Raw genomic sequence first — 26,490 nt, 5'->3', positions numbered from 1 at the left:
TTATCCCACCATTCCCATTAAATATACTACTGTAAAGATAAATACCCAAACAACGTCGATAAAATGCCAGTATAAACTAAACACATAGAATTTAGGCGCGTTGTAAAGGTCTAAGCCACGTTTAGAATTTCTAAACATTAAGGTAAAACACCAAAGTAAACCAAAGGCAACGTGACCTCCATGGAAACCAACTAGTGCATAGAAGGCTGATCCGAAAGCACTGCTTGTAAATGTATGCCCTTCATGGACATAATGGGTAAACTCGTATACCTCTAGGCCTAAGAACCCTAAACCTAAAAGAGCTGTAAGACCAAGCCAAACCATCATTTTTTTGAAGGCAAAATTCTTCATATGGTACATCGCGTAAACACTTGTTAACGAGCTAGTTAAGAGAAGCATAGTTGCTACAAATGTTAACGGTAATTCAAATAAATCTTTTGCTAAAGGGTGACTTGAACTAGGAACTTTATCCTTTAATGCAAGATATGTGGCAAAGAGGGAAGCAAACAGGACTGTTTCTCCCCCTAGGAAAAACCAAAAACCTAAGAATTTATTTTTTGATTCAAGGGTAGATTTTTCCGGCGCGGCAGGCCATGTTTCATAAGTGAATTTTTCATCAGCGTGCATTATGCCTTAACCCCCTTATCATCTTCATCCATTAAGTCCTCTTTGTGAATGTGGAATCCATGATCGTCTTTAACTGAACGTAAGAACATAGAACCAAATGTTACCAATAAACCAATAATCAATACTGGTAATGCCCAAGCCTTATCATTAACATGGTACATCGCCCCAAAGGCTGCAATGAATAATCCTAGAGCCATCATAAACGGTAAGAATGATGAATTTGGCATATGGATATCACCAAGCGGTTCAGCTGGTGTCATTCCTTTTTTACCATCCATTTTTTCTAACCAGTACGCATCTAAACCACGAACTAGTGGTAACTGCTTAAAGTTATAGAACGGTGGTGGTGAAGGAATTGCCCATTCTAGTGTTCTTCCGTCGCCCCAAGGATCATTACCAACTTTTTCATTTTTCACAGAAGTAATAATGATATTAAGTAACATTACGATAACACCAATTCCCATAAACGCTGCACCTATAGAACTTACCATGTTTGCAGTGTCTAATCCCTGACCAGGAAGGTATGTGAAAACGCGTCGCGGCATTCCCCATAAACCTAAGAAATGTTGGATAAAGAATGTTAAATGGAACCCAATAAAGAACAACCAGAAAGTAATTTTACCCAAAGCTTCATTCAACATTGTTCCAAATATTTTTGGCCAATATAGATGTGTACCTGCAAAGACCGCAAATACCACACCACCCACAATAACGTAATGGAAGTGTGCAACAACGAAATAAGTATCATGATATTGATAGTCGGCTGCTGCGGAGGCAAGCATTACCCCTGTAACCCCACCAGCAAGAAATGATGGAATAAACGCCATTGCCCAATGCATAGGAGTGGTAAATTTTACACTTCCTCCCCACATTGTTAAAAGCCAGTTGAAAATTTTAATTCCTGTCGGTACACCAATCGCCATTGTAGCAACTGCGAAAATGGCATTTGCAACAGGACCTAAACCTGTTGTAAACATATGGTGAGCCCATACCATGAAGCCTAAGAAACCGATTAATACAGTTGCAAATACCATGGAAGAGTATCCAAATAAACGCTTTCTTGAGAAAATTGGAAAAATCTCTGAGAAAATCCCGAAAGCTGGAAGTATTAAAATATATACTTCTGGGTGTCCGAAGATCCAGAAAAGATGTTCCCAAATAATTGTATTTCCACCCATAGTAGCATCAAAGAAATTCGCTCCAAACAAACGGTCAAACATCATTAAAACTAAACCAACTGTTAATGGAGGAAATGCGAACAAAATAAGTGCTGAAGTAACAAATGTAGTCCAAGTAAACAAAGGCATTCTCATATATGTCATACCTGGAGCACGCATGTTAATGATAGTAACAAGGAAGTTAATACCACCAATCAAGGTTCCTATACCAGATATCTGTAAACCTAAGATATAAAAGTCTACACCATGTCCTTTTGAGTGAAGTGCAAGTGACGCATAAGATGTCCACCCTGCATCAGGTGCTCCACCTAAGAACCATGATAAGTTTAGGAAAATCCCCCCGAAGAAGAACAACCAAAATCCTAACGCATTTACAAATGGAAACGCAACATCACGTGCTCCAATTTGTAATGGCATTACGGCATTCATAAAAGCAAATACCAACGGCATCGCTGCTAAAAATATCATTGTTGTTCCGTGCATTGTAATAATTTCATTAAATAATCCGGCACTTACAAAATCATTATTCGGCACTGCAAGCTGGATACGGATAAATATTGCTTCAAGTCCGCCCACTAAGAAGAAAAATCCACCTGCAATGAGATAAAGGATGGCGATTTTTTTATGGTCGACAGTTGTCAAAAAGTCCCATAAAGTTGCCCCGAATCCCTTTTTTTGAGCATAGGTACTCACAATTTTACCTCCCTTTCAACCAATTCCCCTTTTAGTCCTGAACCTTTAAGCTCATTAAATACTCTGCTAATGCATCAAGCTGGTCTTCAGACATTTCTGGGTATTTTCCTGTCATCATATTACCAGGCTTGTATGTTTCCGGGTTACGAATCCAGTTTTTCAATTCTTCTTTATTATGATCTAAAACACCAGCAACGCGAGATCGATCACCAAAGTTTGATAAATTTGGTGCCAATCGTGCTGTCTCAGGCATTTTGTTTGACGGTGTTACAGCATGACAGCCAATACAGCTTTGATTAAAAATTTCTTGACCTTGAGTCGCTACAGCCCCTTGAGCTTTTTGTGGTTCTTTAACATTTTGCATTGAAGAAACCCACGCATCAAATTTGTCCCTGCTGATTGCCTTAACTTTAAAGTCCATCAAAGCATGGGATGGTCCACAAAGTTCTGCACATTTCCCATAAAAGAGATTTCCGGCTTCGTTTGCTTTTTTATCATCAAACTCTAACCAAAATTTGTTGATATTTTCAGTATTGGTATCCAGTTTTCCACCAACAGCTGGAATCCAGAATGAATGTTTAACATCAGTAGATTTTAAATTAAAATATACTTTTTCATTCGTTGGGACAACTAAATCCTGACTTGTCACAATCTTCTGACCAGGATATTCAAAATCCCACCAGTATAAATGAGAGCGCACATTGATAACAAGCGACTTGGTATTTTTCTTGTCCATTGGAGATACATCTGCAAGTTTAAAGGTTGCGGCCACAGTTGGTACGGCAAGAATTAATAGTAAAAGAATTGGCACAACAGTCCAAATAATTTCTAATTTGTGACTTCCTTCTACTTGTTTTGGGATTTTTTCATCCCTTCTTTTAAAACGGACCAAAATCAAAATGAAAATGATCGCAACAATAACAATTACCCCAACCATGATTAAAGTACTTAACTTCATTAAATCATATTGCATTTTTGCAACTTCACCGGCAGGCTTTAACGTGGAAAGGAACGGTTCGCCACATCCGGAGAGTACAAGCGCTAAAATCGAAAATAACGATATTAAACGCCACTTCGCAAGCCTTTTCATAGCTTAATCAAACCCCTCTTTCACTAATAATTTCTTTAAAACTTTTGGTGGATCAAAGAAGTATGTAGGAAGACTGCTCCTGTTAAATTTCATTCAGAAACAATCATTTGCAAAACTAAATTAATGTAACTATAACCATTGCCACAAAAATAATAGTTAAATATTGCAAAGAGTAAACAAACATTAGTTTTGCCCACTTTATGTCATCTTTGATTCTATATCCATAAATCCCTAATGCTAACCATCCGATATTTAAAAGGATAGCAAGAACTAGAAATGGGATTCCTAATTTGGTAAGAAAAAACGGGATAGGTTGAAGCGCAGCAACCCAAAGAATAATGTGAATTTTTGTAGTTTTAAATCCTTTAACTACAGGTAACATTGGGATCCCAGCTGCTTTATATTCTTTAACCCTTCTCATTGCCAGTGCATAAAAATGCGGTGGCTGCCAAACAAACATCAATACAAATAGTGACCACGCCATAATATCAAGATTTGCATCTACTGCTGCCCATCCAATAAGCGGTGGCACGGCGCCTGAAATGCTTCCGATTATAGTATTGGAAACCAGTTGCCGCTTTGACCATAAAGTATATAGGAAAACATAGCTAAAAACTCCAAGCAGTCCTATTACTGTTGCAGTCATCGTAGTAAAGAATAAAGACAGTGTTCCCAGTCCAATGAGTAAAATACCTAATGTAAGAACTTTGACTGGCACCACTTTCCCTGTAACAGTTGGTCGCGCTTTCGTTCTTTCCATTAAGTGGTCAATGTCGCGATCCACATAATTATTGATGGCACATGACCCAGCAATGATTAACGAAGAACCTACGACTGTAAAAAAGACAATATCTAAATTATTTAGAAAGCTTTGTCCCGAAAAATGTAATGCTAACCATAACCCCGTAAAAGTTGTAATAAGGTTGGAATTGACAATCCCTATTTTAATAAGGGCCATTAGGTCTTTCCAAGCTGAGGTTTTTATATTGGCATGCAGGCTCGCAGCGCCATTTTCAATGGCAGCATCTCCGTAAGCCTTAGAGTTAGACATTTGTTTCTCCTCCTAAACCTAAATAACAAAACATTTATCATTTAAGTTCTAAATATTATTACTTAATTATTTATGCCCTCATTTGTAATAAAAAGGAATACTTATCAAAAAAATTCAAGTAATTTTTTTCGACTTAAAAATTAAACATCAAAAAAGAATAGTGATTTTCAAAACACTTTCTCTGTATATTAAATCACACTTTCCTATATTTTTGTGAACTTTTTTTGAATAATTTTATACAAAATTGTGACAGGATTCATTTAATAGTAACTAAGGTTACATTTTATTACAATTGTTCATAGCAGTTAAAGAAGAATCACCTATATTTAATATAAACTTCGAGTGCCTGCAGTATGTGTATGCGGTTAATTCCTTTTACTTTATACAGGAATTATTCTAATAAATCCGCCCATATATATTTCTAACAGGCTAAAAGTAAAGTTTCAACAGTTTTCACTATAACAATAGTGGAAATTATTTATTATTCAGGACCTTTTTTATTTATTAAAGATATCTAATAATCTATATTAACTTCTGTTCATTTTCGACATTATTCGGTATTATTAATAGGGAATTTGATAATCTGGTTACTTTTCCATTTATTATACTGGCAGGTTTATCCAATGACAAATTATTGAACTTTTAAGAGGTGAATTTTTTGCGACGATCTTTGAAGTGGTTAGCGGTTGCCACTACCATTGGAATGATTTTTATCCTAATAGGCGGTGCATTAGTGACAAAGACCGGTTCTGGAATGGGCTGCGGGAGGTCTTGGCCACTTTGTAACGGTAAATTCTTACCGTTGGCAATAACACCAGAATTAGCTATCGAACTTGCCCACAGGCTTGTTTCCGGAGTAGGGGGAATCATGGTTCTCATTCTTTCTGTTTGGTCATGGAGGGCAATTGGCCATATTAGGGAAACAAAATTTCTTTCGTTCCTTTCCTTTTTCTTTTTACTTTTACAAGCATTAATCGGGGCAGCTGCTGTAAAATGGGGACAGTCAAGTTTTGTACTTGCCTTACATTTTGGAATTTCACTTATCTCATTCTCAGCGGTTTTGTTGTTAACACTTTTAATTTTTGAAATTGATAAGAAATTTAATGCAGAAAAGCTTTATATCGACAAGCGTATGGGTTTTCATATTATCGGCGTTTCTATTTATAGTTATCTTGTCATTTATACTGGCGCTCTAGTGCGCCATACTAAGTCTAGTTTAGTTTGTCGAGACTGGCCGTTTTGTTTAAATGACGCTCCCGCTTTACCATCAAATTTGTATGAATGGGTGCAAATGGGGCACCGTGCAGCGGCCGGCCTGATCTTTATCTGGATTACTTATATCCTTATTTTGACGGTCCGCCACTATAAAGAGCAAAAAGTTCTTTATTGGGGATGGATTATTTCTTTCATCCTGGTTACGTTACAAGTGATTGCTGGTGCTTTGATAATTTTCACTAGTTTAAATCTATATATTGCCCTTCTGCACGCTTTCTTTATTACCTGCTTGTTTGGAGTTTTAAGTTATTTCCTTTTGTTATATTCTAGATCTAAAAGAAATTATCAATAAAAAAAGCTGCTAGGGATATTGAAATCCCTAGCAACTTTTTTATGCTTTCGTTAATTCTAGTAATAGATCACCGGTTAATATAGCATCACCACTTGATACATAAATATCCTTCACAACCCCTGAAAATGGCGCTTGTACGGTTGTTTCCATTTTCATCGCTTCGGTAATCATTAGATGATCTCCACGTTCCACTTTTTCGCCTTTTTCCACGATAACTTTAACTACTGTTCCCGGCATCGAGGCTGCAAGTTGATTTTCATTTTTCGGATCGGCTTTTAATCTAGAAATAACCGTAGATTTAATACTTTCATCCTTTATCGAGACTTCACGCGGCTGTCCGTTTAACTCAAAATAGACTACTCTAGTGCCATCGGCTTGAGGATGACCCATTGAGACGAGCTTAACAATCAGTGTTTTCCCTGTTTCAATTTCCACCTCAATTTCTTCACCCAGTCGCATTCCATAAAGAAATGTTGGTGTATCTAGTACTGAGATATTTCCATATTGTTCATCCGTTTTAATGTACTCCATAAATACCTTTGGATATAACGCATAAGAAATGGCTTCAAAATCCGTTACTTGTCTGCCTAGTTCCCTGTACAATTTTTCCTTCAGTTTTTCAAAATTCACTGACTCAAGCAATTCACCTGGACGAACTTCCAATGGTTTTTTTCCTTTTAAGATCACTTTTTGCAGCTTCTCTGGTAAACCACCATAAGGCATACCAAGTGATCCTTCAAATAGTTCAACAACTGAATCTGGGAAATCAAGTGTATCTCCCTTTAATAGCACATCTTCCTCATTTAAATCATTTTGAACCATAAATAAGGCCATATCACCAACGACCTTTGATGAAGGTGTTACTTTAACAATATCACCAAACATATTATTTACTCTTGAATACATTTCTTTCACTTCATCCCAACGGTCACCAAGGCTAACTGCTCTTGCTTGTTGCTGGAGGTTGCTATATTGACCCCCAGGCATCTCATGTTGATAAATTTCAGTATGCGGGGAAATCATACCACTTTCAAAATCTTGATAATACTTACGGACATCTTCCCAATAATAAGACAATTTTTCCAGCGCATTGATGTTTACCTGTGGTTTCCGCGGATTCCCTTCAAGAGCATAAAATAAGGAATTAGCACTTGGCTGTGATGTTAGTCCCGCCATTGTTCCCAAAGCCGTGTCAACAATGTCCACCCCTCCATCAATGGCCCGTGCATACGTATACAGACCATTTCCACTTGTATCATGGGTATGAAGATGTATAGGGATGTCAACTGTTTCTTTTAACTCAGAAACAAGTTGATAGGCTGCCTCCGGCTTTAATAAGCCAGCCATATCCTTTATCCCAAGTATATGTGCTCCTTGTTGTTCCAATTCTTTTGCCAGGTGTTTATAATACTGAAGATTGTATTTTGTCCTGGTCTGGTCCAAAATGTCCCCTGTATAACAAATCGAAGCCTCGGCAATTTTTCCAGTTTGTCGTACTGCATCTATCGCGACTTCCATTCCCTTTACCCAGTTTAAACTATCGAAAATTCGAAAAACATCAATTCCACCCGAAGCAGATTGATTAACAAATTCACGAATCAAATTATCAGGATAATTTTTATATCCAACAGCATTCGCTCCACGTATCAGCATTTGGAATAAGACGTTTGGAATTTTCTTACGAAGAGTCACTAATCGGTCCCATGGATCTTCTTTTAAGAAACGATAGGCCACATCAAAGGTTGCTCCGCCCCACATTTCAAAAGAGAATAAATCAGGCAAAAGTTTTGCCGTAGGCTCTGCGATGTGAAGAATATCTGTCGTCCGCATCCGGGTAGCTAAAAGTGACTGATGAGCATCTCGAAAGGTCGTATCCGTTAATAATACATGCTTTTGATTCTTCACCCAATCCACAAGTCCCTCAGCACCGAACTGGTCGAGAATTTGCTTTGTCCCCTCTTGATACGGTAATTTATAAGGTACATTAGGAATTCTTGGCTTCGGAAAGACTGGCCTTTTCTTCTTCTCAATCCCAGGAAAACCATTGACTGTTACTGTACCAATGTATGATAACATTTTTGTTCCACGATCTTTGCGAAACGGAAAAATAAACAATTCTGGAGTAGTATCAATAAATGATGTATCATACTCACCATTCCTAAACTTCTCATGCTTTACTACATTCTCTAAGAACGGAATATTAGTTTTAATTCCTCTAATCCTGAACTCTTGCAAATTACGAACCATTTTAGAGGCTGCTTGTTCAAAGGTTAACGCCCAGGTTGAAAGCTTTACTAATAAGGAATCATAATAAGGTGTAATGACGGCACCTTGAAAGCCATTTCCCGCATCCAGTCGTACTCCAAAACCTCCGCCAGAGCGATAGGCCATAATTTTCCCCGTATCAGGCATAAAATTATTAAGAGGGTCTTCAGTTGTTACCCTTGACTGTATAGCAAATCCATTTATTTGTATTCTCTCTTGTGCTGGAATACCGATAATCGGACCATGTAAATCATGGCCTTCTGCTATCAATATTTGCGTTTGAACAATATCGACTCCAGTTACCATCTCTGTTACCGTGTGTTCAACCTGAACCCGTGGATTTACTTCTATAAAATAGAAGTCATTTCCGGAAACAAGAAACTCTACTGTACCTGCATTTAAGTAATCTATATTCTTCATCAATTTTACAGCAGCATCGCATATCCTTTTTCGTAATTCTTCAGAGATGGAAACACTTGGAGCCACCTCCACTACCTTTTGGTGACGTCTTTGGACGGAACAATCGCGGTCATAAAGGTGAACGATATTCCCCTGTTTATCCCCGATAATTTGAACTTCGATATGCTTTGGACTTTCAATTAGTTTTTCAAGATAAACTTCGTCATTCCCAAAAGCTGCTTTTGCTTCTGACTTTGCTCTTTCAAAGGCTTCACGGATTTCATCTAAGCTTTTCACAATTCTCATCCCACGGCCGCCTCCGCCAAGGGAAGCCTTTATGATAATAGGCAGCTTGTGTTCTTCTACAAAATCCTCTACCTGACTTACCTCTGTAACTGGTCCTGGACTTCCTGGAATAACTGGTATCCCAGCAAGTTCGGCCTGATGCCTCGCTTTGACCTTATCCCCAAACATATCAAGTTGTGAAATGGTTGGTCCAATAAAAATAATTCCTTCTTCTTCGCATCGCTTGGCAAAATGAATATTTTCTGATAAAAAACCATAGCCAGGATGGATGGCGTTAGCACCGCTTTTTTTGGCAATAGCAAGGATGCCATCAATGTCTAAATAGGCATCAATTGGTTTTTTACCTTCCCCAACTAGATAAGCCTCATCAGCCTTGTAACGATGATAGGCACCGGAATCCTCTTTTGAATAAATTGCAACTGTTCGAATATTCAGTTCTGTACAGGCGCGAAAAACCCTGATTGCGATTTCGCCTCGATTGGCTACCAACACTTTATTAATTTGTCTTGTCACGAAGAGCACCTCATATACTATGTATTTTTAAAAACGCGAAGAGCAAAAATGTCCTTCGCGTTTTGACTAAATATAGAAAACCTTACCATCCTTTTGCTTAACCCTTTTATCTACTTGTTCTTGATTATTTTTATATTTCTTTTCATATTTATTGAACATGGATACATTTACAAGTATCCCTGTTGCCCCTGCAAGCATTAAGATCGAGGATCCTCCATAGCTTATAAATGGCAATGGCACACCAGTCAAAGGAATAAGTCCTGATACTCCTGCTAGATTGATAAACGTTTGGATCCCAATCATGCTTGAAATACCAAAAGCAAGGAGACTCCCAAAAGGATCTTTACATTGTAATCCGATATATATCCCTCTTAAAACAATATAAAAGAGGAGAATGAGGACGAAACCAACACCCCAAATTCCTAATTCCTCGGCAATTACCGCCATAATAAAGTCTGTATGGGATTCTGGAAGATAGCCAAGTTTTTGAATACTTTTCCCTAGGCCTAATCCATTGACACCACCCGAACCAATTGCGATATAGGAGTTCGCTAGGTGAAAACCTTCATTATTTACGTACTTATCAGTAAATGGATTATCTAATACCGCAAAACGACTTTGTTGTTCGTTAGAAAAAAACTTCCCCCAGGAAACCAAAACAAGCGGCAGTAGAACTATAAGCGCTATTATAAGTAATTTGCCGATACTTTTAAAACTCATCCCAGAGCAAAAAATCATCGTACTTGCGATGGCTATAATAATCGCTGCAGTACCAAAGTCAGGTTGAAAAATGATAAGTGCACATACAATAAAAAGATAGACTAAAGGTGGGAGAACACCTTTGTTAAATTGATTGATATAGGCTTGCTTTTTCGCATAGACGGCTGCCAAATAAATGATAGCTGCAAGCTTGACAAACTCCGATGGTTGAAATAAGAAAGTGCCAATTGAGTACCAGCTTTGCGCATTATTTTTTTCTACCCCAAATACAAATAATCCTAATAGAGATAAAAGAGAAGCTAGCACAATCAATACCAGAACTTTTTTGAACATCATAATCTTATATGGAATAATTGCTGCGAAAAGGAAGATTACAGTAAAAATGATCAGCCATACTTTTTGTTTTTGATAAAAATAATCAGGTGGATAACCATACCTTTGAACGGCGGAAGCCATACTCGCACTATATATCATTACTAGGCCAAAGGTACACAATAGGGCGATAGCGATAATTAAGGTATAATCATATGATTTCAATATTTTTTTTAACATTTAAAAGGTCCTCATTTTCAATATTGATTTATATCATTCTATTATAATAGAAAATATACATTATTTCTTAAGGAAAAGTTAATTTGTTACAACAAATTAATATTGAATCATCACACAAAAAATGAAATCACTTGCTCAAATAATAACAAAAAAACCCAAACAATGATCAGTGATTGTTTGAGTTCTTTTGCCATTATTTCCTTAACGATGCATCATGAAGTGCTGATAACTCTCTTTCTAATGTATCGAGGATGGCTTTACCATCTTTACTATCCATTAAACCTAATCGAACAGCAAAATCTATTTCTCTAGATAGGCCAAACATTTGTGTATCCAATACCTCTTCATAAAGAGGGCATTGAGGCATCGTGAGATTGTCCATTTGCACTTTGATTAGCCTTAATATTTTTTCAGCGTCAGCCTGTAATAAGGCATATGCTTTTTCCTGGTGATTTACGATCATTTCAGACGCCAACATTAATCCCCCCATTTCAGAGCGATAATTCAACTTATCTATAAATTTTACCGTTTACAAAGGAAAATTGCAAGAACAATGAAGTCAATTTGCTTAAGGAGTTAGTCGAGATGGGGCTCTTCGAACGGTAATTATCTTCTTACACCACCTGATTGTACTATTATGACATTTTGCCAAAAAAAAGTTATACTAATTAGGCAAAGGTTTAGGGGGAATAATAAATGGAAAATATCATTATCATTTCAGGAAGCGTAAAGTATACAATCACACTTGATCCAGGTGTGTGGATTTTTGACGACCGACGAGTTGATTTAACCACCTATTTTTCAACAAAACTAGAGAGTTCTAATTCATTAGAAGAGTATACGAAAGATGTTTCAAAGCATTGGGACCGTGAAATTATGGAGGGTGCGATTTATCCGCCTACATTGAAGTCAGAAAAGAAATATGAAAAAGAAAAAGTATTGACTGGGACCTTCGGTATTCCTATTAGACCCTTTTTAATGAATTCAGAACCTGCTAGTGATGCAGACACTTTTGTTATTCATTGTAACGATGGTATGTATGAATACCCTCTTGAAACCGCCTATGACTTTATCTTAGGATTCTCAAATAACGGTAAGCCGCTAAAAGATGATGGACCTATTCATGTCTATTTTGGCGATGGTTCTAATCAACAAAGTCCTATTAAAAACGTTACTGGTTTTACCATAAAATAAGACGGGTGCCTATGGCGCCCGTTTTACTTTATGGATTATTTAAAGTAAATCTGCTGCCAATAATGCTAATCCAGACCTTTCCCCTTTCATTAATTTAACATGTCCCGAAATAGCTTGATCCTTAAACTTTTCCACAACATACGTTAAACCGTTGTTATAGGCATCAAGATAGGGATGGTCAATCTGTTCTGGGTCTCCCATTAAAACTATTTTACTTCCTTCTCCGACACGTGTCAGAATGGTTTTGACTTCATGCTTTGTTAGGTTTTGTGCTTCATCGATAATGATGAACTGTTTTGGTAAACTTCTACCGCGAATATACGTTAATGCTTCCACCTCAATTGATCCCATTCCCGCTAAGATGGCATCAAGTTCACCAGGTTTTTTGGTATTGAAAAGAAATTCAAGATTATCAAAGATTGGTTGCATCCAAGGTCTAAGTTTCTCTTGTTTTTCACCTGGTAAAAATCCTAGATCCTTTCCAACCGGCACAATTGGTCTAGCCACTAAAAGTTTTTTATATTCCCGAAAATCTTCCGTTTGCATTAATCCCGAAGCAAGTGCTAACAAAGTTTTCCCTGTACCTGCTTTCCCCGTTAATGTAACTAAATGTATATCCTTCCGTAATAACAATTCAATCGCCATCGTCTGCTGAACATTTCTAGAATGGATGCCCCAAACATGCTCTTGGTTTAATGCTAATTTTTTTACCTTTTTACTTGTTTTGTCCACCATGCCTATTGCTGATGCAGAACTGCCCAGTGAGTCTTTCATTACTAAAAATTGATTTGGATAAAATGGATGATTGGCTATCTCAGAGAGATTTAATTCACCTTTCTCATAAAACCTGCCTAATAATTCGATCGGGAGAAATACTTCAAAAAATCCTGTATAAATATGATCAATTTCTACGACACGGTCGTTTAAAAAATCTTCGGCGTCTAATCCAATTGCATCTGCTTTTACTCTAACGAGAGCATCCTTACTAACTAAAATAACTGCCTTTCCATTTTCCTTGGTTTGTTCTTCTAAAAATAAATTTTTTGCAACAGCAAGAATTCGATTATCATTTGTTTTTTCAATAAATATATCCTGAAGCTCATGAAAGGTACGATGATTCAATTCAATTCTGATGGTCCCTCCGTTCTCAAGAGGGATTTTTTCATGGAGTTTACCTGAAGCTCTTAGGCCATCAATTAATCTGGATACATGTCTTGCATTTCTCCCGACTTCATCCATGTACCTTTTCTTTGAGTCCACTTCTTCAAGAACCACTGCAGGAATAACAACTTCATTATCTTCAAAGGAGAAGAGGGAATACGGGTCTTGTAACAAAACATTTGTATCTAACACGTATATCTTACTCAAAGCAACGCCTCCTGCTTTACTTGTTGTTAGGATTGCGACTTTCAAACAACCCTATTACTAGATTGGACTTTGGTAAAATATATGTTTATTGGAATAAAGATAGAAGGAGTTCCGCACAATAAATGTTAATGACACCATTTAATACAGATGAAGGTTTATAGCTTAATCCTATGTATGGATAAAGTATTACGGAGGTGGATTTTGGATGAAGAAAACCTTAATGATAACTGCGTTATGTCTTATCATAGCCGGCTGCAGCACAAAAAAGGAGCTGACAAACAATCAGAACGAGAATAATGTTAATGTAAAAAACAGCTACATTGAAAATGTTGACCGAAAATCTGGACAAGAAATCTCCAAACGATTAGTAAAACTTGCAACAAGTGTCCCAAATGTTAAAGATGCGACAGCAGTTGTATTAGGAAGATATGCGATCGTTGGTATTGATGTAAATGCAAAAATTGATCGTTCCCAAGTAGGATCCATTAAATATTCAGTGGCTGAAAGTTTAAGGAAGGATCCGTATGGTGCCAATGCAGTGGTATTTGCTGATGCGGATACAACACAGCGCTTACAAGAAATACAAACAGATATAAATAAGGGAAGGCCAATACAGGGCATTATGGAGGAACTAGCAGATGTTGCTGGTCGATTGATGCCAGAGATTCCTGGAGATTTAATTACTCCAAGTCCTAAGAATGCCCCGGAAGAACCCGATAAGAAGCTAAAATCAAGCGATAAAGATAAGCTAGAAAAAGAGCAAGAAGATCAATCAAATCATTATAAATAGAAAAGTGCAGCCCCTAGACAACGGAGTTAGACAGCAAAAAATTTCAAAGATAAATTCTGAGTATAAGAAAAGCTTAGGGATCCCTAAGCTTTTCTTATTGCTTCCATGACTTGATTGTCTAACTTTTGGGCAGCATTTTTGTCATATGTTTTATCATATTGAACTTCAGTGACTATTTTAGACCCATAAAACATGACATCCCTTACCGCTGTAATTATCACTTGGATTAGAGCGAGCTTTAATGGAACATCCGCTAGACGTTCTTCTTTTACCAGTGCTTCCCCATGAATTGCATATGTAGATTCGTTAGCAATCAAATTAATAACAACTTGCTTGTTTTTATTAATATTTTCAAGGATTCTGGAGCGATTATCTACTGCAAAATAGATGGTACTTTCATTCTTTGCTAGTACCCAGGAAATAGAGCTTACATTTGGACCCCCCGTTTCGTAATCAACCGTTGCCAATGTCACGAACCGCTCTTTTTGAAGTTCATCATATAAAGGTTTAATTAGCTTAGGTTCTACTTGATTTGCCATTTTTACATCCCCTTTAATTATTCCATGTTCCTGTTATTAAAAACAGATATTCTCATATTACTACTATCCCATGCTTTCATCAAATTAATCCAATCGAGACTCTTTTAGTAAAAATAGCCCTAATTGATTATCTACAAAGTTTCTGACATGATATACTAGAGTAAATCATTCGGTTATTAGAATTTGGTGAAGAGGTGTCCAATGAGAGTTAAATGTGTGATTTGCGATAAAATTGAAACGATTGAAGATGAATCGTTTGTGGCCAAACGTCTTCGTAATCGGCCTATCCATACATATATGTGTAAAGATTGCAGTTCAAGAATAACTGAAAAAACAAATGCCAGATTTGAAACAGGAAATTTTCGATTATATCGTGCAAAATCGGAAGAAGACGACTGGTAAAATAAAAAGCGGAAGCGCCCGTTTAGTGTCTGTTATAAAAAAAACCATCATGCCCATTCCAAAACGGAATGAACATGATGGTTTTTTATTTTTCTTCAATTGGGTAGTTCTCATACTTTTCGGGTTCTTGATTTATTTGTTGCAGCATGACTTCAATTAATTCTCGAGGAAAACGAGTTTTTTTCGTTTCTTCCCCTTGTTGATAGGAAACATAATACATGACAACATCTGTTGTTACCTCTATGTTTGAGAGGTTAAGATCCGCTAACATTTCTTCGAAAAGGTTTAATGTATCTCGAGCTGCTGTGTCATCAGGCCGTGCATCGCATACAACCTTAATTGTAAGCCAATTATATAATGTATCCTGTACGGATTTCATTTAACTAAACCCCCGTTATTTTGCTTCAGCCTGATGCTTTTTCGTTTGATGTAAGCGTATTTTATAAATAATCAATAACACTGCCGCACCTGCGAGTCCTTCCGCGATCGGCAACGCATAAGAAAATATCAACATCACAAAGCATCCGATCAACAGACAAACATAAATCACAATATTTTTCAAAAGAGGCAATTTTTTTGCAAAGCCTAACTTATATACAATGGCCGCTAAAATTACAATATATACATACTGTAACCACACAGCGGTTTTTACATCTGTTAGTTCAATGAAAAATCTAAGACTAGGAGAGAATCCTTCCATCTTCTTGCACTCCTTTTACTTAACTTTGTTCAGCATATTTTTTCTTTTTAGCAGCTCTTTCACGTTCATTTTTATCAAGAATTTTCTTACGAAGACGAATCGATTCTGGTGTAACCTCACAATATTCGTCATCATTTAAATATTCCAATGACTCTTCTAGTGTCATAATGCGTGGCTTTTTAATAACAGATGTTTGATCTTTGTTAGCTGAACGCACATTTGTCGCCTGTTTCATTTTTGTAATATTAACGGTGATGTCATTTTCACGAGTGTTTTCGCCAACGATCATCCCCTCATAAATTTCCGTACCTGGTTCAACAAAAATGGTTCCACGGTCTTCAACTTGCATGATACCATATGTCGAAGCTTTTCCAGATTCCATTGACACAAGGACACCTTGGTGTCTTCCGCCTACTTGGCCTGGTAACATTGGCTGATAGCTGTCAAAGGTATGATTAATAATTCCATAACCACGTGTCATTGTTAAGAACTCGGTGGTGTAACCTATTAAGCCTCGTGCTGGTACGTTAAAGATTAAGCGTACTTGACCTGTACCATTATTGATCATATCAAGCATTTCGCCTTTGCGGGCACCAATCGATTCCATTACAGAGCCTGTATGCTCTTCTGGTACATCGATTTGAACTCTTTCAACTGGTTCACAACGTACACCATCAATTTCTTTAACGATAACTTCTGGTTTAGAAACTTGAAGTTCATAGCCTTCACGACGCATGTTTTCAATTAAGATGGATAAATGAAGTTCACCACGTCCAGAAACGATCCATGCATCTGGAGAATCTGTGTTATCTACTCGTAAACTTACGTCTGTTTGTAATTGAGCACGAAGTCTTTCTTCAATCTTCCTTGCAGTTAAATACTTACCTTCTCTACCTGCAAATGGACTGTTGTTTACCACAAATGTCATTTGTAATGTCGGCTCATCAATTCTTAAGATTGGAAGTGCTTCCTGATGTTCGATCGGACAAACCGTTTCACCCACATTGATATCTTCCATTCCTGAAACTGCGATTAAGTCGCCAGCTACTGCCTCTTGTATTTCTTGTCGTTTTAATCCAAAGAAACCGAAAATTTTGGTCACTCGGAATTGCTTAACTGAACCATCTAACTTCATTAGTGCTACTTGTTGACCAACCTGCATTGTACCGCGGAATACGCGCCCGATTCCAATTCTTCCAACATAATCATTATAATCAAGAAGGGCAACTTGGAATTGTAACGGTTCTTCACGATTGTCAACAGGTGCAGGTATATATTCAACAATTGCCTCGTATAAAGATTGCATATTTTCATCTTGCTTTTCTGGATCAGTACTTGCTGTACCATTTATTGCTGAAGCATAAATGACTGGGAATTCAAGTTGGTCCTCATTTGCTTCAAGTTCAATAAACAAATCGATTACTTCATCAATTACTTCTGCAGGTCGTGCAAAGTCACGGTCAATTTTATTAACGACAACAATTGGAGTTAAATTTTGCTCTAATGCCTTTTTAAGAACAAAACGAGTTTGTGGCATACAGCCTTCATAGGCATCCACTACTAGCAATACCCCATCAACCATTTTCATAATCCGTTCCACTTCTCCGCCAAAGTCAGCGTGTCCTGGAGTATCCAAAATATTGATACGAGTATCTTTGTATTGAATAGCCGTATTCTTGGCGAGGATGGTGATTCCACGCTCTCTTTCTAAGTCATTCGAATCCATTGCTCGTTCTTCGACATGTTCGTTAGAACGAAATGTTCCAGATTGTTTCAACAATTGATCCACCAACGTTGTTTTCCCGTGGTCAACGTGGGCAATGATTGCAATATTACGTATATCATTTCTTATATTCAAAAAATTCCACTCCTACCTATATTATAAAAATAAGTCTATTTATAGTTTCCCATTCACAACTAAAACATTATACCACAAATAAAGTGGAAACCCCTAACCATTTTATTGTAGAATAAAAAATATACAAAAGTTGTGTACGTTTAAACTGTATTTATTAATGAAAAAGGAGTTATAAAGATGAAAAACGTGAAGTGGTCTTTACTTGTTTATGCAATGCTTGCGGCCGCAAGCATTATGGGGATTGGAGTAGCAATAGGCGAAAAAAGCATAATAGGTGCACTGGGCTGTATCGTTGCAATTATTGTAATTATGGGAATGGGCTTTAAAACAAAACGAAAAATGCGTGAAAATGGGGAATTATAAAAAAGAAGCCAAGATTGGCTTCTTTTTTTACCATTTTCCCTCTTTTAAGTAATCCTTTAAAATGGATTGGTGTAATCCTGGCTTAGCTGCAAATAATGAATCCTGTGAAAGGAAATTCAGGTGCTCTCCTCTTAAATTTGTCACTATGCCGCCAAGTTCTTCAATTATTACTGCCCCTGCAGCCACATCCCAAGGTGATAAGCGCATTGAAAGATAGGCGTCAACTCTTCCTGCTGCAACAAACACCATTTCGAGTGCGGCAGAACCATAGGATCTTGTCCCCCTCGCATCTCTCACAAGAGGAATCATTAAATTGTGATCAATACGATGATTTTCCATTACCCATGTCGCATTTAAAGCGATGATGGATTCTTTCACAGGTGTTTCCTTTATTGGAACAAGCGGCTTATCATTTAAATAAGCTCCATTTCCCCTCGAGGCATGGTACAATTCGTCATGGACCACATCGTAAATCAGCCCAATCTTTCCTACTCCATTCTCATAAACACCAAGGGAAATCGCAAAGTTTCTTTGTTGATGGATAAAATTCATCGTTCCATCGATTGGGTCAATTAACCAAACAATTCCATCAAGACTACCTAGTGTATCGCCAAATCCTTCTTCACCCATTATTTTATGATCGGGATATACCTCTCTAATTTTACTAATAAAAAATTGTTCAATTTCTTTATCCATATTCGTTACCAAGTCATTAGCGTTTGACTTAGTTTGAATATTTAATGTCTTATCAAAAGACAATCTGATCTTAGCTCCTGCGTCATTTACCCATTCCTTTGCATGAGAATAAATTTGCTCCCAGTTCATAACTCTCCTCCATATACCTTATTTCCTGCCATGATTTCAATGTATGTAGTATGAAGCATGATAAATTAAATAATGTACCTTTAGCTTAATCAAATTGTTGGAACACAGCAACTTTTAGAAGGTCTCCGTTCCACCATGAAAAGGACAATAATAAACGAACCCCCCTCGTTTTTGCTGGAGTTCGTTTTAGATTAGTTCAGAATATATTCTATTTCGTTCCATTCTTCTTTATTTCTCCTTGGATAAAAAAACCCTCTAATTTTATCAAAGAGCTTTTAAGCGTAATAATTCTTGGCGGATTTTTTCTAATTTTTGTTTGCATTCTTTCATTTTTTTCTCATTCTTTTCCTCGATTGCTTCGAATAAAGTAGCTAATTCATAATCCATTTCCAATCTTAACACTGCTGTTCTTTCCTTTTCGCCTGCTTTTTTAAGTGAGGTATTCATCAATTGTTTCATGTTTCTCCTCCCCTTCCCTGGTTTTAACTCATTTTTCAGATTATTTTTTTACTGTATAATATGAGCCAGGGAGATATGTTGCAACAAATATGTGCTTTAACCTAGAAAGCATCTAACTTCTTGTCCGCTTACTGGTATGCTACAATTAGGGACAAATGTTTAGTTGGAGGTTTTTCGTTTATGGGTTTTACAGGATTTACAAAAGAAGATTTTAATGTTTTCTTAATAGATGGATTAGAGGCTAGAATGGAAGCTTTAAAGGAAACGGTCCGTCCGAAATTGGAGGATTTAGGAGGATATTTTGCACCATTCCTTTCTTCCTTAACAGATGATGAAATGTTTGTTCATGTAGCTAAACATGCAAGACGTACCATTAATCCACCTAAAGATACATGGGTAGCATTTTCAAATAATCCTCGAGGTTATAAAATGCTCCCCCATTTTCAAATAGGCATGTGGAACACCCATTTATTTATATGGTTTGCTGTTATTTATGAAGCACCCCAAAAAGAAACGATTGCAGCAAGATTTTCAAAAAAATTAGCTAAAATTTATAAAGAGACACCAAAGGATTTTGTTTGGTCAGTCGATCATACAAAACCAGAAACAATTGGACATGGTCAATTGTCAAAGGACGAATTAAGGGCGCTTTTTGACCGTCTACAAAATGTAAAGAAAGCAGAATTATTATGCGGCTACACGATTGACAAGGAAAAAGTGATTCAATTAGGTTCAGATGGGTTAATGAAACAAATCGAGGACGTTTTTCAAAAAGTAGCTCCATTATATCGAATCTCACAAAATAGAAAATAAGATAAAAAAACTCCTGAATCAAACGGTTCAGGAGTTTTTTCAACTTATTTCATTTTAATTTTATCCCCGGATGAGGCGTCCTTTGCTTTTTTAATGGTTCGATAAGACGAATAACTACTCATTTCTTCAAATTCACTACAAATTGTCTTTTCCTCCGCCTTGCTAGGTACGATTTCTTTAAAGCGACGATAGGCCCTCATTACTTCATCACGGTCAATTCCCTGTTCATATGCCTTTTCTATTGTTTCAAAAAATGCAATTACATCAACAATTTCCTCAGTACTCCAATGATAATCAATAGGATATTGGTATTCCATTATTTCACCTTCTAACTAATTTAACTAAGGCTAAATTTACGAAAAGAGCCTTAACTAAAAAGTATCATATAATTATTTTCCCCACTTTGCACGAATTTGTTCAGCATCAAGAATCATTCGTTCAAATAATTCTTGAACTGAAGGGACATCTTTAATTAATCCCATCACTTGTCCTGCCCATGCAAAGCCTTGTTCAGGCTCACCATCATATATGTAGCGCTGGTTAGCATTTCCACTTATGAAATCCTTCAGCTGGCCATATCCCCCATTGTTCTTTTCGATCTCAAGAATTTTATCGGTCCAGCTGTTTGCAAGTGCCCGTCCTGGAGTTCCAAGAGTTCTCTTAATGACCACAGTTCCAGATTCATTACCTTCCACTAAGGATTTTTTATATAGCTCGTTTGCATGGACACATTCCTTAGTTGCAATGAATCTTGTACCCATTTCAATCCCTTCTGCACCTAAACTAAGGGCTGCCATAAGTCCTCGGCCATCGCCTATTCCTCCTGAAGCAATGACAGGAATCGAAACGGCATCCACAACTTGAGGCACTAAAACAAGCGTACCGACATCATCACGGCCAAGATGGCCTCCTCCTTCTTGCCCCACCACCATAACAGCATCTGCACCGAGTTCTTCAGCTTTCATCGCCTGCCTTCTGGCCGCAACCAGGACAAGCGTCTTAATTTGTGTGCCTTTTAATTGTTCAAGTATTGGGGCGGGATTTCCTCCGGTCATTGAAACGACCGGTACCTCTTCCTCAATTGCTACTTGGAGAAAATCTGCAAATGGTCTGCCATGTTGTCCAATCGCAAAATTAACCCCAAATGGATTATTCGTAAGCTGTTTCACTTTACGTATCTCCGTGCGAAGTTGTTCAGGTTCCGCTAATGACATAGCTGTGATTTGGCCAAGACCGCCCGCATTCGAAACTGCAGCTGCCAACTCAGAATAGGCTAAATAAGCAAGACCTCCTTGAATGATCGGAAATCGAATGTTAAGTAATTCCGTAATACGTGTTTTCCATTCCATTTGAACCCCTCCTAAAAACTTTCTAATTGTTATTTCGTCACTTTAGGGTAATTTTCCTGTTCTAAAGAGAAACTATCGGAAACAGAGTAAGGAATAACATAAATATCTTTGCAAGGAAAGGGAATAGTGCTATAATTCCTTTGTTTATTATTAAATTCGACATAATTAGAGTATTTTCTATAAAGAGGTGTGGTTGTAAATTGTCTCAAAATCAAACACCGCTATTTAGCGGTTTACTAGAACATGCGAAAAAGAACCCAATTCAATTCCATATTCCAGGTCATAAAAAAGGTGCTGGAATTGACCCGGAATTTCGTAACTTTATCGGTGATAATGCCCTGTCTATTGACCTAATAAATATCGGCCCACTAGACGACCTGCATCAACCTAAAGGTATCATCAAACAAGCTCAAGATTTAGCGGCAGAAGCTTTTGGTGCTGACCGAACATTCTTTTCTGTCCAAGGCACAAGCGGAGCCATTATTGCGATGATTATGGCGGTTTGTGGACCAGATGATAAAATCATCGTCCCAAGAAATGTCCATAAATCAATCATGTCTGCGATTGTTTTTTCAGGAGCCATTCCCGTGTTTATCCAGCCCGAAATTGATAAGGAACTAGGGATATCACATGGTATCACTCCAGATGCCGTTGCAAGAGCCTTGAAACAGCATCCAGATGCAAAAGCGGTATTAGTGATCAACCCAACTTATTTTGGAATCTCTGGCGATTTAAAAAAGATTGTTGAAATTGCACACTCCTATGATATTCCAGTCCTGGTTGATGAGGCCCATGGGGTTCATATTCATTTTCATGAAGAGCTTCCACTTTCAGCTATGCAGGCTGGTGCCGATATGGCTGCCACTAGTGTCCATAAACTAGGTGGTTCAATGACCCAAAGTTCCATTTTAAATGTAAAAGAAGGCCTTGTTTCCGCCAAACATGTTCAATCCATTCTAAGTATGCTCACTACAACTTCCACTTCGTACTTATTGCTCGCTTCCCTTGATGTCGCCCGCAAGCAATTGGCTACAAAGGGAAGGGAATTAATCGATAATACCATTAAGGTAGCACAATCGATTCGCAAAAGAGTTAATGAAATTGAACAACTACATTGTATTGGTGAAGAAATTTTAGGGTCAAAAGCTACCTTTGATTACGATCCAACAAAGTTGATTATTTCTGTCAAAGAACTAGGATTAACTGGATATGATGTGGAAAAATGGCTTAGGGAAAAACATAATATCGAAGTGGAACTTTCCGATTTATATAACATCCTTTGTATTATCACACTCGGAGACACAGAACACGAGGCAGATCTACTAGTAAATGCACTTAAAGAATTGGCGGATGAGTGCCAACACAGGACTGAAAGAATTGAACCTGTAGAAGTCCTTCTTCCTGAAATCCCAGTGCTTGCCTTAACACCAAGAGATGCATTTTATGCAGAAACGGAAGTAATCCCTTTTGAAGAATCAGAAGGCAGAATCATTGCTGAATTTGTTATGGTTTATCCACCAGGTATTCCAATTTTTATTCCTGGAGAGATCATTACCAAGGAAAATCTCCATTACATCCGGAAAAACCTCGAAGCAGGCCTCCCTGTCCAAGGGCCGGAAGATGATGAAATCAAGTCGCTTCTCGTAATTAAAGAGTATAAGGCAATAAAATAGAACAAAAATACAGGATTCCAATTTGGAATCCTGTTTTATTTATATTTACAATTATTAATTTTCCTCTTTATGATGATCTTCGCAACAATTGCATTTAGAATAAAGCACCGTTACTTTTTCATCTTCAAAATGATCAATAGTAGAATTACATGTTTGGCATACTAAAGTACCCATCTGCTCAATCCCCTTTTCATAATTGAATGTCCACAAAACGAAGTATTGTTATATCTTTAATCAAATAATAATATATCACATTAGAAAAATCAAGCCCAAATTGTATGTCACATTTAAAATTTATTTATAAAATAGGATGATTTAAGACTCCTTGTTGATTGTTTCACTATGTTGATTAAAGCGGAAATTAACGGGCGAGTTTAGAGGCAATAAAAAAAGGCCTGAATAGGCCTCTTCTTGAATAACTACTCATACTGGGTAACAAAAGGGATGGATGGAAGTGTTTCACTGAAAAAATCAGCTAAATCTGCAGCCTGCTGTTGATCAGGGATACGGAATACGGTTTGAAGGTAATCAATATCTTCAATATCTTTGGGGTCAAGGAGAGTGGAGCGGCCTGTTTGCATGCAGACAACCAACGGCTTACCAAAAAACATATTTGTGTAAATAATACCGAAATCATAACGTGTACTTTCCGTGGTAAATCCAATAAACCTTACTTTTGCATTTTCATGCTCATCATAGAGCTTTTCAAAGAATTCCATAAGCTTCCTCCTTTTTTATAAGAATCTTTAGAATATTATTATAATTGAAATTCCCTTAAGAAACAAGAAACTTGTACTTTATTTCAAGCTATAGTTGTCATAAGATTTTATTCAATGCTAGAATAGAGATGGTTAATATTAACGGACTAATGGGGGGGATGATGATGGCTGTTAACGCATACATTAAGCTAGTGCCTTCATCTGCTAAACAAACAGTAACAATTGAAGAAGTAAAAGAACTATTTCATGAGTATAAAAAAAACACGACAAAAACAGGCAATCAAATTGGATGGGAGTACGGAGAGTCTGCCTTCCCCTATGAACTGAAAGAATCTGCAGAGAATAAAGGAAACTGGTTTTATCTACAAGCTACTGATGAACGCTATTATGCCATTTTAATTGGAGTTGACCAGGAAACGATTCGCAATGAAGAAGGTCAAGAACTGGAACAAACATACATACAAGTCACATTACCAGAGCAATCTACTTATGGTGATAAAGGAAAAGCAAATGAGTTTTGTAAATACCTTGCAAAAAAACTTCAAGGGGAACTTCACCTTTTTAATGAGCGCATCATGTATTACTATCCACGAAAATAAAAAAGCTCCTTGAGGGGCTTTTTTTAGTGCATAAACATTTCCATGGTATAGTGAATCGAAGTGTAAATAACAAGGCTTAAGGTAGTGATAAAAAGCGTTTTACGGGCTGATTTTGTTACCTGGTTTCCAATTAAAAATGCTAAATAAAAGAACACGAAAAACATGATGACTTTATAAATTAACTGGTCATGCTTTGACAACCATTCAATAAATGAATATCCGCTCCAAATGATAAATTGTAGTATCACAACAATATAGACCCTCATATTTATCACCACTCTTAATACATTCAATTTCATATCAGAATGCTAGTTCTTTTAAGTATATGTTCTTAAAACGAGAGATATATTTTGTTTTTATAATGACAAGGAATTTTTTGAACTTATCATTGAATAGAATTCACCATAAATAGAAAAAGTCCTTTTCGCTAAATAACGAAAAGGACTTTTTCCTTCTAAATTATTTCATAATGTGGATTGGGCTTCCTAATGCAACTTCCGCCGCTTCCATTGTGATTTCTCCGAGAGTTGGATGAGCATGAATGGTCATAGCAAGATCTTCAGCAGTCATTCCTGCTTCAATCGCAAGTCCCAATTCAGCAATCATATCTGATGCACTTGTACCAGCAATCTGTGCCCCGATTACAAGTCCATCCTCTTTACGAGTAATTAGTTTCAAGAATCCATCACCGCTGTCTAATGATAACGCTCGACCATTAGCGGCAAATGGGAATTTAGCCGCAATTACAGCAATTCCTTCTTCTTTAGCTTGTGCTTCTGTATATCCAACTGAAGCTAATTCAGGATCTGAGAAAACAACAGCAGGAATACCTAAATAATCGATTTCAGAGGTGTGACCAGCAATTGCTTCAGCGGCAATTTTCGCTTCATATGAAGCTTTATGTGCCAATTGAGGGCCTGCAACAACATCACCAATTGCATAAAAATTGTTAAGATTCGTGCGGCATTGCTTATCGATTTCAATCAATCCGCGCTCAGTTAATTTCACACCCACTTGTTCTAAGCCCATTTCATCGGTGTTTGGACGTCGTCCGACCATTACAAAAACATAATCAGCTTCGATTTTCTTTTCTTCGCCTTTTGTTTCGAATGTTACGACAACACCATTTTCTGTTTCTTCAACGCCCTTAGCAAATGCTTTTGTAAAGAATTCCGCACCTTTTTTCTTCATGCTTCGTTTAACAAGTGCAGCCATTTGCTTATCAAAAACGCCAAGACCTAATATCTCTTCCGCACCTTCTAAAATGGTCACTTGGCTGCCAAAGTTTGCGTAGGCACCGCCAAGTTCAATTCCGATTACACCGCCGCCAATAACGACAATCTTTTTAGGGATTTCATTTAAGTTTAGTGCACCAGTTGAATTAAGAACCCGTTTTGAATATTTAAAGGCTGGGAGCTCGATAGGACGAGATCCTGTTGCAATAATGGCATTCTTAAATGTATATGTTTGAGCTGAATTTTCATCCATAACTCGTAAGGTATTGGCATCAACAAAGTAAGCTTCACCGCGAACAATGTTTACCTTATTACCTTTTAATAAACCTTCAACACCACTTGTTAACTTATTAACGATGCCTGCTTTGAATTCTTGAACTTTTGAAAAATCCACTTTTACATTTTCTGCAGTAATTCCAAAAGAATCTGAATGCATAGCTGTTTCATATCGGTGCCCTGCTGAAATTAATGCTTTCGAAGGAATACAACCAACATTTAAACACACGCCGCCAACATATTCTTTTTCAACAATTGTCACTTTTTGTCCCAACTGTGCTGCACGAATAGCGGCAACATATCCCCCTGGGCCTGCTCCTATGACAATAGTATCTGTTTCAATTGGGAAATCTCCAACGACCATTAG

The 26,490-nt window shown here is 37.2% G+C and carries 28 protein-coding genes; 8 read left to right on the top strand and 20 right to left on the bottom strand.

Features of this window, described 5'->3' with window-relative positions; genetic code table 11:
• From ACJ004_RS01995 to cyoE, 4 genes are all read right to left on the bottom strand, one after another.
• Positions 1-627, bottom strand: coding sequence for a cytochrome c oxidase subunit 3 (locus ACJ004_RS01995; RefSeq protein WP_410890875.1), 627 nt, complete (start codon positions 625-627; stop codon positions 1-3).
• Positions 627-2,498, bottom strand: coding sequence for a cytochrome c oxidase subunit I (gene ctaD / locus ACJ004_RS01990; RefSeq protein WP_410890874.1), 1,872 nt, complete (start codon positions 2,496-2,498; stop codon positions 627-629). Before ctaD ends, ACJ004_RS01995 begins: the two co-directional genes overlap by 1 nt.
• A 31-nt stretch (positions 2,499-2,529) precedes the next feature.
• Complete coding sequence (gene coxB / locus ACJ004_RS01985) at positions 2,530-3,588, bottom strand: cytochrome c oxidase subunit II (RefSeq protein ID WP_410890873.1); 1,059 nt, start codon at positions 3,586-3,588, stop codon at positions 2,530-2,532.
• Between the two features lie 115 nt (positions 3,589-3,703).
• Positions 3,704-4,639, bottom strand: a complete 936-nt coding sequence (cyoE, locus tag ACJ004_RS01980) for a heme o synthase (protein ID WP_410890872.1) — start codon at positions 4,637-4,639, stop codon at positions 3,704-3,706.
• Positions 4,640-5,297: 658 nt separating this feature from the next.
• Here cyoE and ACJ004_RS01975 point away from each other — a divergent pair.
• Positions 5,298-6,206, top strand: coding sequence for a COX15/CtaA family protein (locus tag ACJ004_RS01975; protein ID WP_410890871.1), 909 nt, complete (start codon positions 5,298-5,300; stop codon positions 6,204-6,206).
• Positions 6,207-6,245: 39 nt separating this feature from the next.
• On the opposite strand, the gene pyc is transcribed toward ACJ004_RS01975, so the two are convergent.
• The 3 genes from pyc to ACJ004_RS01960 form a co-directional block, all read right to left on the bottom strand.
• Complete coding sequence (gene pyc, locus ACJ004_RS01970) at positions 6,246-9,689, bottom strand: pyruvate carboxylase (RefSeq protein WP_410890870.1); 3,444 nt, start codon at positions 9,687-9,689, stop codon at positions 6,246-6,248.
• 66 nt (positions 9,690-9,755) lie between these two features.
• Positions 9,756-10,961, bottom strand: a complete 1,206-nt coding sequence (locus tag ACJ004_RS01965; protein ID WP_410890869.1) for an FtsW/RodA/SpoVE family cell cycle protein — start codon at positions 10,959-10,961, stop codon at positions 9,756-9,758.
• A gap of 193 nt (positions 10,962-11,154) precedes the next feature.
• On the bottom strand, positions 11,155-11,436 hold the full coding sequence (locus ACJ004_RS01960; RefSeq protein WP_410890868.1) for an Fpa/YlaN family protein: 282 nt from the start codon (positions 11,434-11,436) through the stop codon (positions 11,155-11,157).
• Positions 11,437-11,657: 221 nt separating this feature from the next.
• Between ACJ004_RS01960 and ACJ004_RS01955 the strand changes: the two genes are divergently transcribed.
• Positions 11,658-12,155, top strand: coding sequence for a peptidyl-prolyl cis-trans isomerase (locus ACJ004_RS01955; RefSeq protein ID WP_410890867.1), 498 nt, complete (start codon positions 11,658-11,660; stop codon positions 12,153-12,155).
• Between the two features lie 39 nt (positions 12,156-12,194).
• Here ACJ004_RS01955 and ACJ004_RS01950 read toward each other — a convergent pair whose 3' ends face one another.
• Positions 12,195-13,523 (bottom strand): PhoH family protein, encoded by a 1,329-nt coding sequence (locus ACJ004_RS01950; RefSeq protein ID WP_410890866.1) that lies wholly within the window; start codon positions 13,521-13,523, stop codon positions 12,195-12,197.
• Positions 13,524-13,728: 205 nt separating this feature from the next.
• Between ACJ004_RS01950 and ACJ004_RS01945 the strand changes: the two genes are divergently transcribed.
• Positions 13,729-14,313, top strand: a complete 585-nt coding sequence (locus tag ACJ004_RS01945) for a YhcN/YlaJ family sporulation lipoprotein (protein ID WP_410890865.1) — start codon at positions 13,729-13,731, stop codon at positions 14,311-14,313.
• Between the two features lie 83 nt (positions 14,314-14,396).
• Here the strand turns inward: ACJ004_RS01945 and ACJ004_RS01940 are convergent, their stop codons facing one another.
• Positions 14,397-14,852, bottom strand: a complete 456-nt coding sequence (locus ACJ004_RS01940) for a pyridoxamine 5'-phosphate oxidase family protein (protein ID WP_410890864.1) — start codon at positions 14,850-14,852, stop codon at positions 14,397-14,399.
• A 201-nt stretch (positions 14,853-15,053) separates the two neighbouring features.
• Here ACJ004_RS01940 and ACJ004_RS01935 point away from each other — a divergent pair, with 201 nt between their 5' ends.
• Positions 15,054-15,254 (top strand): YlaI family protein, encoded by a 201-nt coding sequence (locus ACJ004_RS01935; RefSeq protein ID WP_410890863.1) that lies wholly within the window; start codon positions 15,054-15,056, stop codon positions 15,252-15,254.
• 85 nt (positions 15,255-15,339) lie between these two features.
• Here ACJ004_RS01935 and ACJ004_RS01930 read toward each other — a convergent pair whose 3' ends face one another.
• Genes ACJ004_RS01930 through typA form a run of 3 tightly spaced genes read right to left on the bottom strand, consistent with a single transcriptional unit; the run spans position 15,340 to position 17,812 of the window.
• A complete protein-coding gene (locus ACJ004_RS01930) occupies positions 15,340-15,633 on the bottom strand; it encodes a hypothetical protein (protein ID WP_410890862.1) in 294 nt (97 codons plus the stop codon).
• Between the two features lie 15 nt (positions 15,634-15,648).
• A complete protein-coding gene (locus ACJ004_RS01925; RefSeq protein WP_410890861.1) occupies positions 15,649-15,954 on the bottom strand; it encodes a YlaH-like family protein in 306 nt (101 codons plus the stop codon).
• A gap of 19 nt (positions 15,955-15,973) precedes the next feature.
• On the bottom strand, positions 15,974-17,812 hold the full coding sequence (gene typA, locus ACJ004_RS01920; RefSeq protein WP_410890860.1) for a translational GTPase TypA: 1,839 nt from the start codon (positions 17,810-17,812) through the stop codon (positions 15,974-15,976).
• 177 nt (positions 17,813-17,989) lie between these two features.
• Between typA and ACJ004_RS01915 the strand changes: the two genes are divergently transcribed.
• The gene (locus ACJ004_RS01915) at positions 17,990-18,175 is read left to right on the top strand and encodes a YlaF family protein (protein WP_410890859.1); all 186 of its coding nucleotides are present in this window, start codon (positions 17,990-17,992) and stop codon (positions 18,173-18,175) included.
• 27 nt (positions 18,176-18,202) lie between these two features.
• On the opposite strand, the gene ACJ004_RS01910 is transcribed toward ACJ004_RS01915, so the two are convergent.
• The gene (locus ACJ004_RS01910; RefSeq protein ID WP_410890858.1) at positions 18,203-19,000 is read right to left on the bottom strand and encodes an inositol monophosphatase family protein; all 798 of its coding nucleotides are present in this window, start codon (positions 18,998-19,000) and stop codon (positions 18,203-18,205) included.
• 264 nt (positions 19,001-19,264) lie between these two features.
• Positions 19,265-19,459, bottom strand: coding sequence for a hypothetical protein (locus tag ACJ004_RS01905; protein WP_218345757.1), 195 nt, complete (start codon positions 19,457-19,459; stop codon positions 19,265-19,267).
• Between the two features lie 180 nt (positions 19,460-19,639).
• Here ACJ004_RS01905 and ACJ004_RS01900 point away from each other — a divergent pair, with 180 nt between their 5' ends.
• On the top strand, positions 19,640-20,272 hold the full coding sequence (locus ACJ004_RS01900) for a YktB family protein (protein ID WP_410890857.1): 633 nt from the start codon (positions 19,640-19,642) through the stop codon (positions 20,270-20,272).
• A gap of 44 nt (positions 20,273-20,316) precedes the next feature.
• On the opposite strand, the gene ACJ004_RS01895 is transcribed toward ACJ004_RS01900, so the two are convergent.
• Both ACJ004_RS01895 and ACJ004_RS01890 read right to left on the bottom strand, forming a co-directional pair.
• Positions 20,317-20,589, bottom strand: a complete 273-nt coding sequence (locus ACJ004_RS01895) for a UPF0223 family protein (protein ID WP_410890856.1) — start codon at positions 20,587-20,589, stop codon at positions 20,317-20,319.
• A 72-nt stretch (positions 20,590-20,661) separates the two neighbouring features.
• Positions 20,662-21,621: an NAD(P)H-dependent flavin oxidoreductase gene (locus ACJ004_RS01890; RefSeq protein ID WP_410890855.1), complete on the bottom strand. Its 960-nt coding sequence runs from the start codon at positions 21,619-21,621 to the stop codon at positions 20,662-20,664.
• 200 nt (positions 21,622-21,821) lie between these two features.
• Between ACJ004_RS01890 and ACJ004_RS01885 the strand changes: the two genes are divergently transcribed.
• On the top strand, positions 21,822-23,294 hold the full coding sequence (locus tag ACJ004_RS01885; RefSeq protein WP_410890854.1) for an aminotransferase class I/II-fold pyridoxal phosphate-dependent enzyme: 1,473 nt from the start codon (positions 21,822-21,824) through the stop codon (positions 23,292-23,294).
• Between the two features lie 54 nt (positions 23,295-23,348).
• On the opposite strand, the gene ACJ004_RS01880 is transcribed toward ACJ004_RS01885, so the two are convergent.
• Together ACJ004_RS01880 and ACJ004_RS01875 are read right to left on the bottom strand one after the other, a co-directional pair.
• Complete coding sequence (locus ACJ004_RS01880; RefSeq protein ID WP_410890853.1) at positions 23,349-23,468, bottom strand: GapA-binding peptide SR1P; 120 nt, start codon at positions 23,466-23,468, stop codon at positions 23,349-23,351.
• A gap of 245 nt (positions 23,469-23,713) precedes the next feature.
• Positions 23,714-24,013 carry a DUF3055 domain-containing protein gene (locus ACJ004_RS01875; protein WP_410890852.1) on the bottom strand — a complete coding sequence of 100 codons (300 nt, stop codon included), beginning with the start codon at positions 24,011-24,013 and terminating at the stop codon, positions 23,714-23,716.
• 164 nt (positions 24,014-24,177) lie between these two features.
• Here ACJ004_RS01875 and ACJ004_RS01870 point away from each other — a divergent pair, with 164 nt between their 5' ends.
• Entirely contained in the window at positions 24,178-24,612 is a 435-nt protein-coding gene (locus ACJ004_RS01870) for a DUF1885 family protein (RefSeq protein WP_410890851.1), read from the top strand.
• 23 nt (positions 24,613-24,635) lie between these two features.
• On the opposite strand, the gene ACJ004_RS01865 is transcribed toward ACJ004_RS01870, so the two are convergent.
• Both ACJ004_RS01865 and lpdA read right to left on the bottom strand, forming a co-directional pair.
• Positions 24,636-24,878 (bottom strand): hypothetical protein, encoded by a 243-nt coding sequence (locus ACJ004_RS01865; RefSeq protein WP_410890850.1) that lies wholly within the window; start codon positions 24,876-24,878, stop codon positions 24,636-24,638.
• 193 nt (positions 24,879-25,071) lie between these two features.
• Entirely contained in the window at positions 25,072-26,487 is a 1,416-nt protein-coding gene (lpdA, locus tag ACJ004_RS01860; RefSeq protein ID WP_410890849.1) for a dihydrolipoyl dehydrogenase, read from the bottom strand.
• Positions 26,488-26,490 lie beyond the last annotated feature (3 nt).

It is taken from the genome of Neobacillus sp. 204 (assembly GCF_046562815.1).
Taxonomy (GTDB): Bacteria; Bacillota; Bacilli; order Bacillales; family Cytobacillaceae; genus Neobacillus.
The sequence above is the reverse complement of the archived record's forward strand: the minus strand, read 5'-3'. Positions and strand labels throughout refer to the sequence as shown.

What these genes read in the sequence shown, in the direction of transcription:
- ACJ004_RS01995 (WP_410890875.1), bottom strand. Translation starts at nt 627, where the DNA reads ATGCACGCTGATGAAAAATTCACTTATGAAACATGGCCTGCCGCGCCG.
- coxB (WP_410890873.1), bottom strand. Translation starts at nt 3,588, where the DNA reads ATGAAAAGGCTTGCGAAGTGGCGTTTAATATCGTTATTTTCGATTTTA.
- cyoE (WP_410890872.1), bottom strand. Translation starts at nt 4,639, where the DNA reads ATGTCTAACTCTAAGGCTTACGGAGATGCTGCCATTGAAAATGGCGCT.
- ACJ004_RS01965 (WP_410890869.1), bottom strand. Translation starts at nt 10,961, where the DNA reads ATGTTAAAAAAAATATTGAAATCATATGATTATACCTTAATTATCGCT.
- ACJ004_RS01955 (WP_410890867.1), top strand. Translation starts at nt 11,658, where the DNA reads ATGGAAAATATCATTATCATTTCAGGAAGCGTAAAGTATACAATCACA.
- ACJ004_RS01945 (WP_410890865.1), top strand. Translation starts at nt 13,729, where the DNA reads ATGAAGAAAACCTTAATGATAACTGCGTTATGTCTTATCATAGCCGGC.
- ACJ004_RS01940 (WP_410890864.1), bottom strand. Translation starts at nt 14,852, where the DNA reads ATGGCAAATCAAGTAGAACCTAAGCTAATTAAACCTTTATATGATGAA.
- ACJ004_RS01935 (WP_410890863.1), top strand. Translation starts at nt 15,054, where the DNA reads ATGAGAGTTAAATGTGTGATTTGCGATAAAATTGAAACGATTGAAGAT.
- ACJ004_RS01930 (WP_410890862.1), bottom strand. Translation starts at nt 15,633, where the DNA reads ATGAAATCCGTACAGGATACATTATATAATTGGCTTACAATTAAGGTT.
- ACJ004_RS01925 (WP_410890861.1), bottom strand. Translation starts at nt 15,954, where the DNA reads ATGGAAGGATTCTCTCCTAGTCTTAGATTTTTCATTGAACTAACAGAT.
- ACJ004_RS01915 (WP_410890859.1), top strand. Translation starts at nt 17,990, where the DNA reads ATGAAAAACGTGAAGTGGTCTTTACTTGTTTATGCAATGCTTGCGGCC.
- ACJ004_RS01910 (WP_410890858.1), bottom strand. Translation starts at nt 19,000, where the DNA reads ATGAACTGGGAGCAAATTTATTCTCATGCAAAGGAATGGGTAAATGAC.
- ACJ004_RS01905 (WP_218345757.1), bottom strand. Translation starts at nt 19,459, where the DNA reads ATGAAACAATTGATGAATACCTCACTTAAAAAAGCAGGCGAAAAGGAA.
- ACJ004_RS01900 (WP_410890857.1), top strand. Translation starts at nt 19,640, where the DNA reads ATGGGTTTTACAGGATTTACAAAAGAAGATTTTAATGTTTTCTTAATA.
- ACJ004_RS01895 (WP_410890856.1), bottom strand. Translation starts at nt 20,589, where the DNA reads ATGGAATACCAATATCCTATTGATTATCATTGGAGTACTGAGGAAATT.
- ACJ004_RS01890 (WP_410890855.1), bottom strand. Translation starts at nt 21,621, where the DNA reads ATGGAATGGAAAACACGTATTACGGAATTACTTAACATTCGATTTCCG.
- ACJ004_RS01880 (WP_410890853.1), bottom strand. Translation starts at nt 23,468, where the DNA reads ATGGGTACTTTAGTATGCCAAACATGTAATTCTACTATTGATCATTTT.
- ACJ004_RS01875 (WP_410890852.1), bottom strand. Translation starts at nt 24,013, where the DNA reads ATGGAATTCTTTGAAAAGCTCTATGATGAGCATGAAAATGCAAAAGTA.
- ACJ004_RS01870 (WP_410890851.1), top strand. Translation starts at nt 24,178, where the DNA reads ATGGCTGTTAACGCATACATTAAGCTAGTGCCTTCATCTGCTAAACAA.
- ACJ004_RS01865 (WP_410890850.1), bottom strand. Translation starts at nt 24,878, where the DNA reads ATGAGGGTCTATATTGTTGTGATACTACAATTTATCATTTGGAGCGGA.
- lpdA (WP_410890849.1), bottom strand. Translation starts at nt 26,487, where the DNA reads ATGGTCGTTGGAGATTTCCCAATTGAAACAGATACTATTGTCATAGGA.